We start from the raw sequence: 16,756 nt of genomic DNA on the forward strand, positions 1-16,756 counted from the left end.
CCTCACCCACCGGATCGACGACGCAAAGGGCCACCCATCGAAACAGGTGGCCCAATGGCGGTCGGTTGAGGCGGTTACTCGACGATCGAGAAGTTCCAGTTCGGCGGCGCTTCCCAGAAGTCGTAGAGCCGACGCTCGAGTTCGGCGAGCGAAGGCACCTCACCATCTTCGCGCCAGCATTCGGTGGTTCCTCGCAGGTGCTTGATTGTCGTGGCCATCTTCCTCTTCGATCCCCGGAGAACCAGCACCGTCGCTTCGATGAGCTGCGCAACCGGCCGATTCGCCACCTCGACAACTTCGACGATTGGGCGTGTACGCGTAGCGAGCCTCGTTAGTCGCCCCGTGGTCGACCGCGTGACCCCGACCTTGTAGAGGCCTTCGTCTGTCAGGTCGATGATGTACACCCGATGCGGCTTCCACTTTTCGACGTTTTCCACGTCGGGCCGCTGCTGAAGGTTCTGAATTGAAACCCCGATCATGTCCCCGTAGCCGTGCATACCGTTGATCAATGTGGGAATCGGATCCTCCCTAGCTCTGCCGGCGTCTGGCGTCGAGTTCTGCGCGACGGAGAACCACGTCTGCCGCGGGTGAGCCGCTCATGAGGGCCGTCGCAGGGTCGTGCCCATCCCATTCCTCGATGGGGGTGCGAAGCCACAGCGCACATGTCCAGACGTCGTCCATACCAACCTTCAACCGCTGGAGGATCTCTGGGAGATGAGGCAGCAACTCGCCGGTCGGGCTGAACTGGAACGCGGGGTAGAGCAGGCGAGGGCCCGCGGCGAGTTCAAGGAGCTCGTGACGCCATGCAGCGGATCGGACTTCGGCCGCCGTTGGGAAGCCGGCCAGCGAACACACACCCTCCACCGTCAGAAAAGGGCCGACTGCTTCATCCCAGCCGCCAGACGCGGTGGGTTCACTCATCGCTCTGCCCGCCTTCAGGAGCGAGGTCGAACAGAGTCGGCGCGATCGGACCCGCCGGTCCTCGGAGCCAGCTATTGCCGAGCTTCTCGCGTTCGTCGGCACTGAAGTGGAGATCAACGCCGTCGCCGACCTGAATCCGGCCCGCCAGCGCGCGGAGATCAAGATCGAACTCGAGGTGACTCATGAGCTCGTATCGATCCCACGCCCGATCGATGTCGTCCTCAGCTTCAGCGGGTGCCCAACGATTCACTCGGCAGAGCGTGTCGACCACATCGCCTGTGAGGCCGAGCTTCTCGGCGCGCCCGGCGTGCTGCACGCTGTGACAGGCCTTGCAGAGTGGGACCAGCCGTTCGAGGCGCTGGACGAGCACGCCATCGACGACCTCGAACACCCACATCTCGTGGCAGTCGGGGTTCTGTGGCGTGCGATTCGGCCCGAACGACTCGGAGCCGCAGATGACGCATCGGCGGCCGGCGGCCTCGCTCGTCTCGCGGCTCACCTTCCGCCACGCGGCGTTCGTCAGCATGCCGCGCAGGTTCGACCCCCAGGTCGACGGTGGCAGCATGTCGGCGCGCATCCGCACCTCACCGGGGGCAGCCTCGGGGTTCAGAGTCAGCACGCTGAGGAGCTGCCAGTCGCGCTTGTTGAGACGGGCATCCGAGGCTCTCATCGCGTCACCGCCCACGTTGAGGAAGTGGCGGGCGTGCCAGCAACGCTGCCAGCAACGTGGCTCGATCCGAGGTTGTCCGATCGCGTCGGGCCGGGGTAGCGTGCTTGAACCACGGCACCCCGTGGACTTCCCTGGACGCTCCGCATCTGACTACGGATCAGAAGGTTGGGGGTTCGAGTCCCTCCGGGCGCGCAGAAGAAGGCGGTTCGCACTGTGCGAGCCGCCTTCGTCGTTTTCCGGGGCTGTTCGGCGGCGCCATCGGCCAGGTCGGTACAGACGGTGCTTTTCGGTGGTGATCAGCGAACTCAGCCGTCAGATTCGTCGGTGAATTCGTCATCTGGCAACTGATTCCGCAGACGTCGTGTACTGTGATCCGGCGGTCCGAATCCGCCCCGTCGATGGACAGACTGGACGGTCGGCCGCTCTCGACTGGACACAGTGTCGTTTCCGATCGCTCGACGATCGGGTAACGTCGCCGTGCTCGACCAACGAAGACCCCGAGAGGATCGAAGATGACCCGAACCGCCACCACGGCGCACCCGACGCTGAAGCGCTCGCTCGGCCTCTGGGCGATCGTCGGCCTCGGCCTCGGCTACATGACCCCGATGACGGTGTTCGACACCTTCGGCTACGTCTCGGAGGAGAGCGGCGGCGTCGTGCCGCTCGCCTACCTCTTCGCCCTCGTCGTGATGCTCTTCACGGCGATCAGCTACGGCCGCATGACCCGGGTCTACCCGTCGGCGGGCTCGGCCTACACGTACGCATCGGAGACGATCCACCCGAACTTCGGCTGGATCGTCGGCTGGACGGCGCTGCTCGACTACCTGCTGCTGCCGCTCGTCAACGCACTGCTCGTGCGCCAGTACCTCGAGTCGTTCTTCCCCGACGTGTCGGGCTGGGTGTGGGTCATCGGCTACGTCGCCGTCATCACGCTGCTCAACCTGTGGAGCATCTCGTCGACCTCGCGGGTGAACGCGACGCTGCTCATCTTCCAGGTCGTGCTCATCGGCGTGTTCATCGTGCTCGCATGGGTCGCGCTCTCGCAGGGCGCCGGCAACGGCACGCCGTTCAGTCTCGAGCCGTTCTGGCACGCCAACGTGCAGGTCATGGCGGTCGTGAGCGCCGCGACGATCGTCTGCTTCTCGTTCATCGGCTTCGATGCGATCACGATGTACACCGAGGAGGCGAAGGACGCGGGCATCGTGCCGAAGGCGATCGTGCTCGCCCTGCTCTTCGGCGGCCTCATCTTCTTCACGGCCGGCTGGTTCGCCCAGTCGCTCTTCCCGACCGACGCGGGCTTCGAGGGCACCGCGCTCCCCGAGATCGCGTACTCGGTCGGCGGCATCATCTTCCAGATCTTCTTCGTCTCGGCGGCGGTCGCGGCGGCCGTCGCGTCGAGCCTCGCCTCGCACGCGAGCGTCTCGCGCATGATCTACGTCATGGGCCGCAACGGCACGGGGCCGATCTCGCGCTTCTTCTCGTACGTGCACCCGAAGTACCGCACGCCCGCGATCGCCGTGATCTTCGTCGGCGTCGTGTCGCTCGGTGCCGCGGTCGCCGACCTCGACTTCATCTTCACGCTCATCAACTTCGGTGCGCTCATCGCGTTCACGATCGTGAACGTCACGGTGATCCTGCACTTCGCGGTGCGCAACAAGCAGGTCAAGGGCTTCTCGCAGATCTTCCGCAACATCGTGCTGCCGGTCATCGGCATCGCGCTCACGGTGCTGCTCTGGGTCAACCTCAACATCGACGCCATGATCTACGGCCTCATCTGGCTCGTGGTGGGCGTCGTGGTGCTGCTCTCGATCACCCGCTTCTTCACCCGCAACCTGCGGATGTCGTTCGAGGAGGACGAGGTCATCGCCGAGGGCGAAGAGGGCGAGGCCGCGCTCAGCGAGGCCGACCGCGAAGTGCTCCACGAGGGCGAAGCCGCGCTCGAGGGCGACCGCGAGGCATCCGACCCCCGCCCCTGAGCAGGCCCAGGGCTCTGGCATCGGGCTCTCCCGAGTGACTACGTCACTGAATCGCCTGGCGACTCAGTGACGTAGTCACGGTGACCGGATGCCGCATCGGCGGGGTGAGACGTCCGGCTCGGTACGGAGAACCGAAGGCGCCCGCTCAGCCCTCGCCGAGCAGCTCCCGCATGGTCGCGATCTCGGCGGTCTGGGTGTCGACGATCGCCCGGGCCATCTCGGTCGCACCCGAGTGCTCGCCGTCGGCGAGCTCGGCCTCGGCCATCTCGATCGCGCCCTCGTGGTGCACGATCATCTGCTCGAGGAACAGTCGCGACGCCTCCTCGCCCGTGGCCTGCGCGAGCGCAGCCAGGTCGTCGTCCGACATCATGCCGTCGCCGTGGTCCATGCCGGCGCTCGAGCCGTGGTCCATGCCGGGCATCGCCTCGTCGCCGGCGCCCCACGTGTCGAGCCACTCGTTCAGCCGGTCGATCTCGGGCTGCTGCGCCGCCGTGATCTGCGTCGCGAGCTCGCGCACGGCGGGGTCGACGCCGTCCTTGGCGAGCAGGTCGTCGCTCATCTCGACCGCCTGCTCGTGGTGCGGGATCATCATCTGCGCGAACATGACGTCGGCGTCGTTCGCCGACTCGCCGCTCGAGCCGGTGCCGGTCGATCCGCCGCCCGCGGCCGAGCACGCCGCGAGCGTGAGGGCGGCGGTGATCGCGAGCGCGGCCGTGGCGACGGCGCGCAGGGTGTGCGTGGTGTTCATGGGTTGCTTCCTTCGTCGGTGGGTCGATTCATCGCGTGGCCGGGCGCGGAGCGCTCGGGCGTTCGCGAATCAGGTCCGACTGATGGAGAGGGCGATGAGGCTCGGCGGACGCGGCGGCGCCGCGCCCCGCACGTGCTCGACCGCGAGGCCGATCGCGCGTGCGATCGCGCGCACGCATCCCGGCGCGGCGGCGACGAGCAGCGCCGCTGCGGCGGCGAGCATGACGCAACCGAGCATCATGAGGGCGCACGCACCGGGGTCGGCGGGCACGTCGCCCAGCCCGTCGGCGGGTGCCGCTGCGGTGGCGCCGGTCGAGGCGTCGGGGGCGTGCGCGGCATGCCCGGCACTCGCCGACGCAGCCGGATCGACCGTGCTCGCCGGGGCGACGTGGGCCGAGTGCCCCGACGTCGATCCCGTCGCATGCATCGCCAGCAGGCCGATGATGAGCGCCGCCATGGCGACGACGCCGAGCAGGGTCGCGCGGGCCGTGCGCGAGGCGGGCATCGTCGCGCGGCGGATTCCGTCGAGCATCGGGCGACCACCTCCTGGCCATGGGATACCCCGGTAGTGTATCCGTTTCGCCGTCCTCCCGTCACGGGCACCGGGCGACGACGTCATCGGATCCGCGTGATGGCGGCGATCAGGGTGGGTAAGTAAGCTCTGTTGACGTCTGATTTCCCTGATCGAGGGTTCGACCGATGAGCGGTGCATACGCGGGGGAGATCTCCGCCTCATTCGGCCGGGGGCTCGCAGTCGGCGGCATCCGAGCGACACGCGCGGTTCCCGACGGTGACGAGCGGCACGGTCTGCGATTCGCCGAGCCTGCGGCGCGGGAGCCCGGCGAACCGCCGGCGGTGCCGGGCGCCACCGCCTCGTGGGCGCCGGCCGGACTCGCCTCGGTCGTGCGGCGGCTCTACGCGCTGCTCATCGCGGCCGCCGTCTCGATCGTGCTCTACCGCGCACTCGAGCCGGGCTCGCCGCTCGCGAGCGGCAGCGAGCTCGACCGCCACGCCCTCGAGCCGCGCCTCGACCCGGCCGGGCTCATCCCGGCGATCGCGGGCGGAGCCGTCGTCTGCGCGGCGCTCCTCGTGGCGTCCGCGTCACGGGCGAGCCTCGCCGCGATCACCCATCTGCGCGTCCCGGGGCTCGGGCCCGGTCCGCGAGCGATCGCGAACGGATTCACGTGGGCGTCGCTCGCGATGCTCGCGGTGCACTTCACCGCCGCCGCGTTCGACCCGCTGCCGGGCGGGCACGGGTTCTACGGCCTGCTGCTCGGCGGGGTCTTCGGCGTCGGCACCTATCGCCTGCATCGTCACTCGATCGACCACGAGGCGTATCGCACCTTCAATCTCGTGGCGATGCTGCTCGCCGCCGGCAGCCTCGCGAGCATGAGCATCACCCCGACCGGCGAGTGGTGGACGCGCAACTTCTCGACCCTCGGCACGTCGAACGACCTCGCGGCGGCCTGCTTCAACGTCGCCGTCGTCGTCTCGGGCGCCGGCATGGCGGGCCTCTCGGGCGCGCTCACGCGAGCCGTCGCGGTCGGCGACTTCGGCATCCGGCGCGGCGCCCGCACGTCGATGCGCGTGCACATCGGCCTCGTCGGCTTCGGGCTCATGGGCGTCGGGGCGGTGCCGATCGATCGGGTGCCGGTGTTGCACAACGCCTTCGCCCTGCTCGCCGCCGCGGCGTTCGCGTCGCTCTGCCTCGGCACGCGGTGGTACGCGGCCCGGTTGCCGCGCGGTTTCGTGCGCTTCTCGTACGTCGCGCTCGTCGCCGAGGTCGCGGCGATGGTCGGCTACGACGTGCTCGGCTGGTTCAACCTCACGGTGTTCGAGATCGTCGCCTTCGCGCTCGTCTTCGCCTGGCTGATCGCGCTCGTCGCGTCGACCTCGCACCGCCGTCATCACGAGCCGCCTGCGGATGCCTCGAGCGCGAGCCGCGGCATCCACCGGGTCGCTCGTGGCCGTTCGCTGTCGGCGCACGCCGAGGCGGAATCCCACGCCGCGTGGGGCGTTGTCTCCGGTAGAGAGTTGAGTCAGATCGACTCAATGTCATCGACCAGGAGGAATGATGGCCACCGCCTACGACCCGTTCCGCGACCTCGACCGAGTCGCGTCCGCCCTCTTCGACACCCGGCGCGGCCCGCGCAGGATGCCGATGGACCTCTACCGCGACGGCGACCACTACGTGCTGACGGCCGACCTGCCGGGGATCGACCCGGGCTCGGTCGACATCGACGTCGACGGACAGCTGCTCACCATCCGCGCCGAGCGCACCCTCACGACGGGCGACGGCGTGAAGTGGATCACGCGCGAACGGGAGGCCGCCTCGTTCCTGCGCCAGCTCAACCTCGGCCAGGGCGTCGACACCGACCGCATCTCCGCGGGCTACACGAACGGCGTGCTGAGCGTCACCATCCCCGTGAGTGAGAAGGCGAAGCCGCGCAAGATCGCGGTCGAGCACGGGGATGCCGCAGCGGCGGCGCCGATCGTCGACGGGGCCGACGAGGCCGACCGCGTCGAGCCGATCGAGCGATGAGCGAGGCGCTCGCGGCCGAGCCGCCCGCTCCCGTCGAGATCGTGCGGCTCGACGACCGGCAGCGGTACCAGCTGCTGGTCGACGGCGAGCGGGCGGGATTCGCCCAGTTCCGGCTGCAGCCCGGGGCGATCGTCTTCACGCACACCGTGATCAAGCCCGAGTTCGAGGGGCGGGGCCTCGGCAGCCGGCTGGCGAAGCACGTGCTCGACGACGCCGTCGCCAGGGGCGACCGGATCGTGGCCGAGTGCCCCTTCATCGCGGCGTACCTTCGCGACCACGAGGGCTACGAGGCGTTCGTCGACCGGCCCTGAACGGGGCCGTTCGAAAGCCGTTCGTCCCCTTCTGGGCGTACCGCCGAAATCCCCCCGTTCGGGGCGGTGCGGAGCGCTCTCACGGGCGGTTACGATTCGAGCACAACCCGAGTCCAGACCCGACCGGACCGGCTCGTTGCACCGTGACGGCCGAGCGATCGGATATGTCCCTATCGATCGCTCGGGTCAGGCTCGCCGAGCTCAGTTCGGGTCGCTCGGCGGGATGGTCTCTTCGCGAGGCCGCGATGGGGTGGGAGGTAGGGTTCCCACCCCATCGTCATGCCCTCGGAGCATCCGCGGGCGCTGCCCAGCGGCCGGGCGACCGTCGGGCCGTCACTGCGTCGTTCCGGCCTTCGCCCGACGCCGCGCGGCCGACTTCCATGCGAAGTCGATGACGATCGCGAGCACGATGATCGCGACCAGGGCGATCGCGGTCGCCGGCTCGGCGACCAGCGTCGTCGTGCAGAAGACGACGAACGTGCCGAGCGTCGCGATGAGCCCGATCACGAGCACGACGAGGCTCGCGCCCGTCTCGCGGGAGATGCGGAAGTGCGCGACCGACACCGCCGAGAAGACGAGCAGCGCGACCGCGCTGCCGATCGACGCGATCTTGTTGAGGTCGAAGCCGACGACGAGCACGGTCGCGAGCACCGCCATGACGATGAGCCCGAACGGGAACCGGGCGAACGACCGGCCGAACACGGGCGGGAACTGCCCGACCGACGCGAGGTGCTGGGTCATGCCGATCGACGGGTACAGGCCGGCGTTCACGGCGCCGGTCGTCGAGAACAGCGCCGTGATGACCATGAGCACGTAACCGGCTTCGCCCAGCGTCGGCTTCGCGGCCTCCGCGAGGGCCGTCGTGCCGTACTCGACGACCTGCTCGGCCGTGAGCGTGCCGAAGACGCCGAGCGAGACCGCGACGTAGATCGTCGTCGCGATCGCGAGGGCGAAGTAGATCGCCTTCGGCAGTTGGCGCGACGGGTTCGGCAGGTCCTTCGCCGTGAACGTGATGACACCGAATCCGAGGAACGCGAAGAAGGTCAGTGCGACGCTCGAGATGATCTGCTGCACCCCCGGGTACCCTGCCGGGTCGAGGAGGGCGAGGTCCCAGTTCGCGATCGTGACCGCGGCGAACACCACGAGGATCGCGAGCACGACGACGACGATCACCGACTGCACGCGGGCGACGACCTGGGAGCCGACGGCGTTGAGGCAGGACATGACGACGATGAGCAGCACGCCGAGCACCTTCGCCCAGCCGGCGTCGCCGCCCGCCACGACCGAGCTCGCGTACCCGCCGAACGACGAGGCGATCATCGCGACGACGATCGAGCCGGCCGTGAAGAACAGCCACGACCCGATGCCCGTGAGGTGCCCCTCGCCGAACCCCTTCGAGAGGTAGGTGAGGATGCCGCCGCCCGACGGGTACTTCGCACCGAGCTTCGCGAACGAGTAGCCCTGCAGCGCCGCGATGATTCCGGCGATGAGGAACGACACCCACACCGCCGAGCCCGCCACCGCGCCCGCCGCGCCGAGCAGGGCGAAGATGCCCGCGCCGACCATCGAGCCGACACCGATGAACGTCGCCTGCAGCACGGTCATGCGCTTCTCCGGCTCGGGCGCGGCCGATCCGCCGGCATTCGGCCGGGCCGTCGGCGGCTGTTCCGCGCTCACGGGCGCCTCACCCTCTCGATCGCTCGTCGGTCAGGACTGCGCCGACGCCGCGACGCCTCGGATGAACAGGGTCTGCGCCGCGATCATGCGCTCGATCTCGCCGGGGTCGACCGACTCGTCGGACGCGTGGATGCGCGACTGCGCCGTGTCCTCGGCGCCCCAGAGGATGATCGCCGACCCGGGGGAGACCTTCTGCAGCGATGCCACGAGCGGGATCGACGCCCCGCTGCCGATGTTCTCGACGGGCGCGCCGTAGGCCTCGGCGAGGGCGTCCTCGGCGGCGACGATCGCCGGGTTCGAGGCATCCACCGCGAAGGCGTGACCCACCTTCACCTTCTCGACCTCGACCTCGCAGTTCCACGGGCGCTGCGACCGCAGGTGCGACATGAGCGCCTCGAGCTGCGCGTCGCCGTCGGAGCCCGGCACGATGCGCATCGACAGCTTCGCGGTGACCGACGGGAGCAGCACGTTGGAGGCCTCGACCGTGTTCGGCAGGTCCATGCCGAGCACGGTGACCGACGGCTTCGCCCAGATGCGGTCGGAGAGCGAGCCCGTGCCCAGGAAGTCGACGCCCGGCAGGATCGCCGAGCCCTCGCGGTAGACGTCCTCGTCCATGTCGGCGCCGGCCCAGCTCGAGCTGTCGACGCCCGGGATGACGGTGTCGCCGTGCTCGTCGTGGAGGGTGTCGAGGATGCGGATCATCGCCGTCATCGCGTCGGGCGCCGCGCCGCCGAACATGCCCGAGTGCACGGGGTTCGCGAGCGTGCGCACCGTGACGGTGCACGCGACGTCGCCGCGGAGCGCGGTCGTGAGGCCCGGGCGGCCCACCTGCTGGGGGCCGATGTCGCCGATGACGTAGGCGTCGGCCGCGAACAGCTCGGGATTCGCCTCGACGAACGCCTCGAGGTGCGAGATCGTCTCCTCCTCGCCCTCGACGAGGATCTTGATGCGGCACGGTCGGTCGGGGCCGATGAGCTTCAGGGTTCCGTAGTGGATGACGAGGCCCGACTTGTCGTCGGCGGCGCCGCGGCCGTAGATGCGGCCGTCGTCCTTGGTGACCGGCTCGAACGGCGTGCTCGACCAGCCCTGGCTCTCGGGCGCGGGCTGCACGTCGTAGTGCGCGTAGAGCAGCACCGTCGGCGAGCCCTCGGGCCCCGGCAGGTCGGCGTAGACGCACGGGTAGCCCCCGGGCACGTCGACGAGGCGCACCCCCTCGGCGCCGGCCGCCTCGAAGAGCTCGACCACGGCCTCGCCCATGCGGTGCACCGGCTCGGGGTCGAAGCCCGGGAAGGCGACCGACGGGATGCGCACGAGGTGCTCGAGCCGTTCGATCACCTCGGGCATGAGGTCGGCGGCCGCGCGCTTCAGGTCATCGGTGTCTGGCATGGTCTCTCCTTCGCTGGATGCTTCTGGCGGAAGTCCGGGGGTGTGTCGAACGGAGCGGGCGGGCGCCCGCTCCGTTCGACGACGGCTCAGGCCGGGACGACGAGCTGGATGAGCAGGCCGGCGCCGACGACGGCGACCCACGACACGAGCATCGGGATCGTGAACGAATGCCAGACCGGCACCTGGGTGAGCTTCGTCGATCCGGTGAGGTCGGTCTCGACCGCGGCGATCTGCGAGCCGTTGGCCGGGAACAGCCAGACGCCGATGAGCGACGGCCACATCGCCGTGATGATGCCGGGCGCGAGTCCTGCGGCCAGCGCGATCGGGATCATCGTGTTCGTCGTCGCCGACTGGCTCGTCGTGAGACCGCAGACGACGAAGAGCGCGACCGCGAGCAGCAGCGGGTTCGCCTCGATCATCGCGCCGAGCGGCTCGATGATGGTCTCCTCGTTCGCCGAGATGAACGTGTCGGCCATCCAGGCGATGCCGAACAGGGCGACCGCTGCGACGAAGCCGGCCTTGAGCAGCGGCTGCTCGACGACGGCAGACGGCTTGACCTTGCGCACGAGGATGATGACGAGGGCGACCGTGAACATGATCATCTCGATGACCGTCGACATGCCGATCGGCACGAGCTCGCCCTCCTCGTCGGGGAACGCGGGCCGGAGGCTCGGGAACAGGCCGAGCAGCACGATCAGCATCGTGCCGGCGACGAAGATCCACGCCGAGATCGCGCCGCCCGGCGGCACCGGGTGCTCGATGCGGACGGGCTTCGACGGCGCGGCCGCATCGGCCGCGGCATCCGAACCGCCCGTCTTCACGGCGGTGGCCGTCGTGCCGCCGCTGCCGGCGCCCACCTTCGCCGCGTAGCGCGCCTTCAGCGCCTCGGGGACCTCGACGGTGCCCTCCTCGACGCGCTTCAGGAACACCGGGTCGTCGAGCAGGTCCTTGCCGACCCGCTGCTGCACGATCGAGGTCGCGATGCACGCGACGATCGCCGCGGGGATCGTGATGAGCAGGATCTGCGGCAGCCCGTACCCGGTGCCGTCCATGAGCACGAGGTACGCGGCCATCGCCGCCGAGACGGGGCTCGCCGTGATGCCGAGGCCCGACGTGACCGTCGACGACGCCAGCGCGCGCTCGGGTCGCTGGCCGTTGCGGTACGCCGTCTCGTAGATCACCGGGATCAGCGCGAAGAAGATGTTCGAGGTGCCCGAGAGCACCGTGAACACGAAGGCCACGAGCGGCGCCACGTACGTGAGCCGCTTCGGGTTCGCCTGGATGATCTTCGACGCGATCGCGACGAGGTAGTCGATGCCGCCGGCCGCCTGCATCGCCGACGACGCCGTGATCACCGCGATGATGATGAAGAAGGCGTCGACCGGGATCGAACCCGGTGGCAGCTGGAAGACGAACACCAGGATGACCGTGCCGACGACGCCCCAGAGGCCGAGGCCGAGGCCGCCGGTCCTGACGCCGAGCACGATCGCGCCGATGACGACGCAAGCCTGCAGAATGACGAGCGCGTACTCCATTGCGGCCTCCCCAAGCCGAGCCCTCAACCTGAGGCTGAGGTTATTGCCCGGAGCGCCTTCGCGTCTAGACCCGAGTTCGGGAGTTCGGCCCTACGCCTCGTCGGTGCGCACGCCGTCGCCGTGCAGCGGGTCGGCGCGCAGCCTCGTGCACAGCTCGATGAGCGTGCGGAGCTCGTCCTCCGAGAGGGTGTCGCCGAACTGGCGGTTGATCGCGTCCATGTGCGAGATCGCCACGCGGCGGAAGAGCGCGAAGCCCGCTTCGGTGATGCCGACGATCGTGCCGCGCCCGTCGGCCGGATCGGGCGCCTTCGTCACGTAGCCGCGTGCGGTCAGCCGGTCGACGAGGCGGCTCACGCTCGGCTGCGTGATGAGCACGCTGCGGTTCAGGTCTTTGAGGCGCAGTCGCCGGCCGGGCGCGCGCGAGATGTTGAAGAGCACGTCGTACTCGTTGAGCGAGATGACGTCGCTCGGGAACTCGGCCGCGAGTGCTCGCATGATCGTCACCTGCGCGCGGAAGAGCGACTCCCAGGCGGCGACGGTGATCGCACGGTCCGCCATGCGGGCTCCCTTCGTCGGATTGACCCATCCAACAATAGGGAACGTCGGCAGGTGTCGCAGGCGGGAACGGTCGAGGGCCGGTCGTAGAGGCTGACGACCGGCCCTCTCCCTTGCACCAAGAGTGTCCTGCAATCACATTCCGCGCCGTCCGCCACAGCAAACAGCCGGCGCACTTCCGAATATATAACGGATCGATAACGGGCGCTAGTTATCGTTCTGTGATTTTTCCCGAGCACCGATCCGGGCGCATGATGGATTCATCAATCCATCAAGTGAAGGACGCGACGTGCCGCACCCCGACGCCCACCGGCCGCTCTACGAAGTGAAGGCGAACCTCTTCAAGGGGCTCGCGCACCCCCTGCGCGTGCGGGTGCTCGAAGTGCTCTCAGCGAGCCCCGAGGCATCCGTCTCGGAGCTGCTCGACGCCACCGGCCTCGAGGCGTCGCACCTCTCGCAGCACCTCGCCGTGCTCAAGCGCAACCTGCTCGTCGTCGCCGAGCGCCGCGGCAACCAGGTGTTCTACCGGCTCGCCTACCCGCAGGTCGCCGACCTGCTGCGCGTCGCGCGGGCACTCCTCGGCGAGATCCTGCAGACGACCGAGCGGCAGCTCGTCGAGCGCGCGGGCCTGCCCGAGATCCCGCCCGCCGAGGTCGTGCACCCGTGATCACGAGGTTCGGGCGCTCCGCGGCCGCGCTGCTGCCGAGCAGGGCCGACTACCGCGACCTCCGGCGCACGTGGCGGGGCGACCTCGTCGCGGGCGTCACCGTCGGCATCGTCGCCCTGCCGCTCGCGCTCGCGTTCGGCGTGAGCTCGGGCGCCGGCGCCGAGGCGGGCCTCGTCACGGCGATCGTCGCGGGCGTCGTCGCGGCGGTCTTCGGCGGGTCGAACGTGCAGGTGTCGGGCCCCACGGGGGCGATGGTCGTCGTGCTCGCGCCGATCGTCGCCGCGCACGGTGCGGGGGTGCTCGCCCTCGTCGGCGTGATGGCGGGGGTGGTGGTCGTCGCGGCCGGGGTGCTGCGCCTCGGCCGTGCGGTCACCTACATCCCGTGGCCCGTCATCGAGGGCTTCACGCTCGGCATCGCGATCATCATCTTCCTGCAGCAGGTGCCGGCCGCGCTCGGCACCGCGCCCGGCGACAGCACGAACGCGGCGGTCGCGGCCGTGCGGGCGCTCGCCGCCGTCGAATGGCCGGATGCCGCGTGGTCGATCGGCATCGTGGCGGTCGTCGCCGCGATCATGCTCGTCGCGCCGCGGCTGCACCCCAAGCTGCCCGGGTCGATCATCGCGATCATCGTCGTGAGCGTCGTCGCGGTGCTCGTGCAGGCGCCCGTCGCCACGATCGGGGAGCTGCCGGTGGGGCTGCCGGCGCCGACCGTGCCGAGCGCCGACTGGGCGACGGCGACGGGACTCGCTGGCGCCGCGCTCACGGTCGCGGCGCTCGCGGCCATCGAGTCGCTGCTGTCGGCGCGCGTGGCCGCGTCGATCTCGGACACCGGGCCGTACGACGCCGACCGCGAGCTCGTGGGGCAGGGCCTCGCCTCGGTCGCGGCCGGCCTCTTCGGCGGCATGCCCGCGACGGGCGCGATCGCCCGCACGGCCGTCAACGTGCGCTCGGGCGGGCGCACGCGGCTCGCGGCCGTCGTGCACGCCCTGCTGCTGCTCGTCATCGTGCTCGTGGGCGGGACGGTCGTCGCCGTCATCCCGCTCGCGGCGCTCGCGGGCGTGCTCATGGTCACGGCGACGCGCATGATCTCGTTCGCGACCGTGCGCACGGTGCTCGGCTCGACCCGGTCGGACGCGGCCGTGTTCGTCGTCACCGCAGTGATCACCGTGAGCTTCGACCTCATCTACGCCGTGCTCATCGGCATCGCGGTCGCCGCGTTCTTCGCGCTGCGCGCGCTGTCGCGGTCGAGCGGCGTGCACCGCGAGGAGCTGCCGCCGCCCGCCGAGCCGGGTGACGAGCGCATCGCCCTGTTCCGGCTCGAGGGGGCGCTCTTCTTCGGCGCCGCCGAGCGCATGCTCGAGCGGGTGGGCGACATCCGCGACATCGAGGTGGTCATCATCCGGATGTCGCAGCTGCAGCTGCTCGACGCGACCGGCGCCCAGGTGATCACCGAGCTCATCACGGCCCTCGAGCGCCGGGGGGTCACGGTGCTCGTGAAGGGCATCCGGGCCGACCACCTCGGCGTCGCGACCCGCGTCGGCGTCGTGTCGTCACTGCGGCACCAGAACCACCTGTTCGACGACCTCGGCCTCGCGGTCGCGCACGCCCGCAGTCACGTCGCCCGGGCGGCGGGCTAGCCTCGCGCGGCGGCCTCCCCGCCGCCTGCGCCACTCGAGTGCCCTGCGCGCCGCTTCAACTGGCGCAACCGGCATCGAAGTGGCGCAGCACGCGAGGCGTGCGCCGTGCGCCGCGGGGCGCGCGCCAGGGCACTCAGTAGAGGTCGGGCGACGGCGTCGAGGCCTGGCGGATCGAGACGTCGGCGTGGCGGTCGAAGCGGTAGCCGACGCCGCGCACGGTGCGCACGATGTCCTGGTAGTGGGCGAGCTTCGAGCGCAGGCGGCGCACGTGCACGTCGATCGTGCGCTCGCTCGGCGCCTCGTCGTCGGCGTTCCACAGGTTCTCGATGAGCTCGTGGCGGTCGATCGTGCGGCCCTCGCGCAGCACGAGGTACTGCAGCAGCTCGAACTCCTTGTAGGTGAGGCCGGCGGCCTCGCCGTCGAGGAGGACCCGCTTGCGCGAGATGTCGATGATGACGCCGTTCGGGTGGCGGTCGGCGTCGTTGCGGGTGCCCTTGCCCTCGCGCTGCTTCGCGAGCGCGGCCGGGTCCTGCAGGGCGAGGCGCACGACGTCGACATCACGGCCGCCGGCGCCCTCGGGGGCCAGCGCCACGGCGGCGTAGGTCTCCGACGAGGGGGCGACCTCGGCGGTCAGCGCGCGCAGCGCCTCGACGATGCGGTGCAGCGTGGTGCCGTCTTCGGCGGCCTTCGCCTCGTCGATGCCGACGTAGAGCACGAAGCCGCGGGCCTCGGTGCCCTCGGGCACGGCGCGGACACGGGGAGCGGCCGGAGCCGCAGCGGTGGGGCGGGCGGGCACCGCGGCGGCCTCGGCGGCGACGGCCGTCGAGAGCGAGCGGAGCGGCGCGGCCGACGGGGCGGCCGAGAGCGAGGGGGCCGTGCGGGCCTGCACCGGGCGAACGGCCGGGGCAGTGGTGACGGCGGGAGCGGTGGCGAGTGCGAGCGACATGACGGGGTCCTTGTGAAGTCGAAAAGCGGTGCAGCGAACGACCCCGGTCCTGGGGTCGGAGACGATCGGCCGATACGGCCTGGCGAACCCCCGAGAGCCGGTGGGTTCAGTGGAGTCCGTGCCGACCGGGATGCGGGTCGGCTGCGGAACTCGGCGGTCGAGTCGCGGTCAGCGGCACATTCGACAACACATGGGCGCGCGCGCCGACATCATGATGTCGGCAATCCTGTTCACCTCGCGGGTGGTCAGGGTGCGTGCGCTGTCAGTCATGGGTGCGAGTAAATCCGAGAGTCGAGCGTGTGTCAATTCGTGACCCTCGGATGACGGGGTGTGACGTCGCAGCGGGTGCGCGTCAGCGCGAGGCATCCGGAGGATTCAGACCGCCGGATGCCTCGCGTAGAAGAATCTGCGACGAAGGGCGAATTTCAGAAATCTTCGTCATCGGTACTGCCGCACGGCGTGGCGTCGCTCGCAGATCCTGCGAACGAGCGCGCGGAGCAGCGTGCTTATACCGTGCCGTAGAGGCGGTCGCCCGCATCGCCGAGGCCCGGCACGATGAAGCCGTGCTCGTTGAGGCGCTCGTCGATCGCGCCGAGCACGAGCGAGACCTCGCGGCCGTGCAGCGCCTTCTCGACGGCCTCGAGGCCCTCGGGCGTCGCGAGGATGCAGATCGCGGTGACGTCGGTCGCACCGCGCGCGAGCAGGAACTCGATCGCCGCGCTGAGCGAGCCGCCCGTCGCGAGCATCGGGTCGAGCACGAAGCACTGCCGGTCGGAGAGGTCGTCGGGCAGGCGCTCGGCGTAGGTCGTCGGCTGCAGCGTCTCTTCGTCGCGCGCCATGCCGAGGAAGCCGACCTCGGCGCTCGGCAGCAGCTTGACCATGCCCTCGAGCATGCCGAGCCCCGCGCGCAGGATCGGCACGATGAGCGGCTTCGGGTCGGCGATGCGCACGCCCGTGGTCGGCGCGACCGGGGTGACGATGTCGACCGGCTCGACGCGCACGCCGCGCGTGCCCTCGTACGCGAGCAGGGTCATGAGCTCTTCGACGAGCGAGCGGAACACCGGCGACGGCGTGTTCTCGTCGCGGAGCACCGTCAGTTTGTGGGTGATGAGCGGGTGGTCGGCAACGTGGACTCGCATAGGCTCGATTCTAGATTGCGGGGGTCCCGTTGCGTTCGGGATTCTCA

16 protein-coding genes are annotated in these 16,756 nt (G+C 70.0%); 5 read left to right on the forward strand and 11 right to left on the reverse strand.

The genetic code is table 11. The features are described from left to right. Nucleotides 1-74: 74 nt before the first annotated feature. Both AC3RJ6_RS03065 and AC3RJ6_RS03070 read right to left on the reverse strand, forming a co-directional pair. Complete coding sequence (locus AC3RJ6_RS03065; RefSeq protein ID WP_491425400.1) at nucleotides 75-509, reverse strand: hypothetical protein; 435 nt, start codon at nucleotides 507-509, stop codon at nucleotides 75-77. Between the two features lie 404 nt (nucleotides 510-913). After that, on the reverse strand, nucleotides 914-1,591 hold the full coding sequence (locus AC3RJ6_RS03070) for a hypothetical protein (protein WP_491425401.1): 678 nt from the start codon (nucleotides 1,589-1,591) through the stop codon (nucleotides 914-916). A gap of 512 nt (nucleotides 1,592-2,103) precedes the next feature. Here AC3RJ6_RS03070 and AC3RJ6_RS03075 point away from each other — a divergent pair. Next, nucleotides 2,104-3,567, forward strand: coding sequence for an APC family permease (locus tag AC3RJ6_RS03075; protein WP_491425402.1), 1,464 nt, complete (start codon nucleotides 2,104-2,106; stop codon nucleotides 3,565-3,567). Between the two features lie 145 nt (nucleotides 3,568-3,712). On the opposite strand, the gene AC3RJ6_RS03080 is transcribed toward AC3RJ6_RS03075, so the two are convergent. The 3 genes from AC3RJ6_RS03080 to AC3RJ6_RS03090 form a co-directional block, all read right to left on the reverse strand. Further along, the gene (locus tag AC3RJ6_RS03080) at nucleotides 3,713-4,315 is read right to left on the reverse strand and encodes a DUF305 domain-containing protein (RefSeq protein ID WP_491425403.1); all 603 of its coding nucleotides are present in this window, start codon (nucleotides 4,313-4,315) and stop codon (nucleotides 3,713-3,715) included. A 69-nt stretch (nucleotides 4,316-4,384) separates the two neighbouring features. Beyond that, a complete protein-coding gene (locus tag AC3RJ6_RS03085; protein ID WP_491425404.1) occupies nucleotides 4,385-4,846 on the reverse strand; it encodes a hypothetical protein in 462 nt (153 codons plus the stop codon). A gap of 569 nt (nucleotides 4,847-5,415) precedes the next feature. Then, complete coding sequence (locus AC3RJ6_RS03090; protein ID WP_491425405.1) at nucleotides 5,416-6,222, reverse strand: hypothetical protein; 807 nt, start codon at nucleotides 6,220-6,222, stop codon at nucleotides 5,416-5,418. Nucleotides 6,223-6,388: 166 nt separating this feature from the next. Between AC3RJ6_RS03090 and AC3RJ6_RS03095 the strand changes: the two genes are divergently transcribed. Together AC3RJ6_RS03095 and AC3RJ6_RS03100 are read left to right on the forward strand one after the other, a co-directional pair. Beyond that, the gene (locus tag AC3RJ6_RS03095; protein WP_491425406.1) at nucleotides 6,389-6,856 is read left to right on the forward strand and encodes an Hsp20/alpha crystallin family protein; all 468 of its coding nucleotides are present in this window, start codon (nucleotides 6,389-6,391) and stop codon (nucleotides 6,854-6,856) included. Then, entirely contained in the window at nucleotides 6,853-7,167 is a 315-nt protein-coding gene (locus tag AC3RJ6_RS03100) for a GNAT family N-acetyltransferase (protein WP_491425407.1), read from the forward strand. The genes AC3RJ6_RS03095 and AC3RJ6_RS03100 overlap by 4 nt, the downstream gene beginning before the upstream one ends. Before the next feature lie 333 nt (nucleotides 7,168-7,500). On the opposite strand, the gene AC3RJ6_RS03105 is transcribed toward AC3RJ6_RS03100, so the two are convergent. The 4 genes from AC3RJ6_RS03105 to AC3RJ6_RS03120 form a co-directional block, all read right to left on the reverse strand. Then, nucleotides 7,501-8,844 carry an APC family permease gene (locus AC3RJ6_RS03105; RefSeq protein ID WP_491425408.1) on the reverse strand — a complete coding sequence of 448 codons (1,344 nt, stop codon included), beginning with the start codon at nucleotides 8,842-8,844 and terminating at the stop codon, nucleotides 7,501-7,503. 30 nt (nucleotides 8,845-8,874) lie between these two features. Further along, nucleotides 8,875-10,230, reverse strand: a complete 1,356-nt coding sequence (locus tag AC3RJ6_RS03110; RefSeq protein ID WP_491425409.1) for a M20/M25/M40 family metallo-hydrolase — start codon at nucleotides 10,228-10,230, stop codon at nucleotides 8,875-8,877. A gap of 86 nt (nucleotides 10,231-10,316) precedes the next feature. After that, nucleotides 10,317-11,765, reverse strand: coding sequence for an SLC13 family permease (locus AC3RJ6_RS03115; protein WP_491425410.1), 1,449 nt, complete (start codon nucleotides 11,763-11,765; stop codon nucleotides 10,317-10,319). A gap of 90 nt (nucleotides 11,766-11,855) precedes the next feature. Then, nucleotides 11,856-12,323 carry a MarR family winged helix-turn-helix transcriptional regulator gene (locus AC3RJ6_RS03120; protein WP_491425411.1) on the reverse strand — a complete coding sequence of 156 codons (468 nt, stop codon included), beginning with the start codon at nucleotides 12,321-12,323 and terminating at the stop codon, nucleotides 11,856-11,858. Between the two features lie 286 nt (nucleotides 12,324-12,609). On the opposite strand from AC3RJ6_RS03120, the gene AC3RJ6_RS03125 reads away from it, so the two are divergent. Together AC3RJ6_RS03125 and AC3RJ6_RS03130 are read left to right on the forward strand one after the other, a co-directional pair. Then, entirely contained in the window at nucleotides 12,610-12,987 is a 378-nt protein-coding gene (locus tag AC3RJ6_RS03125) for an ArsR/SmtB family transcription factor (protein WP_491425412.1), read from the forward strand. Further along, nucleotides 12,984-14,624, forward strand: a complete 1,641-nt coding sequence (locus AC3RJ6_RS03130) for a SulP family inorganic anion transporter (RefSeq protein ID WP_491425413.1) — start codon at nucleotides 12,984-12,986, stop codon at nucleotides 14,622-14,624. The genes AC3RJ6_RS03125 and AC3RJ6_RS03130 overlap by 4 nt, the downstream gene beginning before the upstream one ends. Nucleotides 14,625-14,757: 133 nt before the next feature. Here the strand turns inward: AC3RJ6_RS03130 and AC3RJ6_RS03135 are convergent, their stop codons facing one another. Both AC3RJ6_RS03135 and upp read right to left on the reverse strand, forming a co-directional pair. After that, nucleotides 14,758-15,570: a winged helix-turn-helix domain-containing protein gene (locus AC3RJ6_RS03135; protein ID WP_491425414.1), complete on the reverse strand. Its 813-nt coding sequence runs from the start codon at nucleotides 15,568-15,570 to the stop codon at nucleotides 14,758-14,760. A gap of 506 nt (nucleotides 15,571-16,076) precedes the next feature. Continuing rightward, on the reverse strand, nucleotides 16,077-16,709 hold the full coding sequence (upp, locus tag AC3RJ6_RS03140; protein WP_491425415.1) for a uracil phosphoribosyltransferase: 633 nt from the start codon (nucleotides 16,707-16,709) through the stop codon (nucleotides 16,077-16,079). Nucleotides 16,710-16,756 lie beyond the last annotated feature (47 nt).

This window comes from Agromyces cucurbitae, from assembly GCF_058349945.1.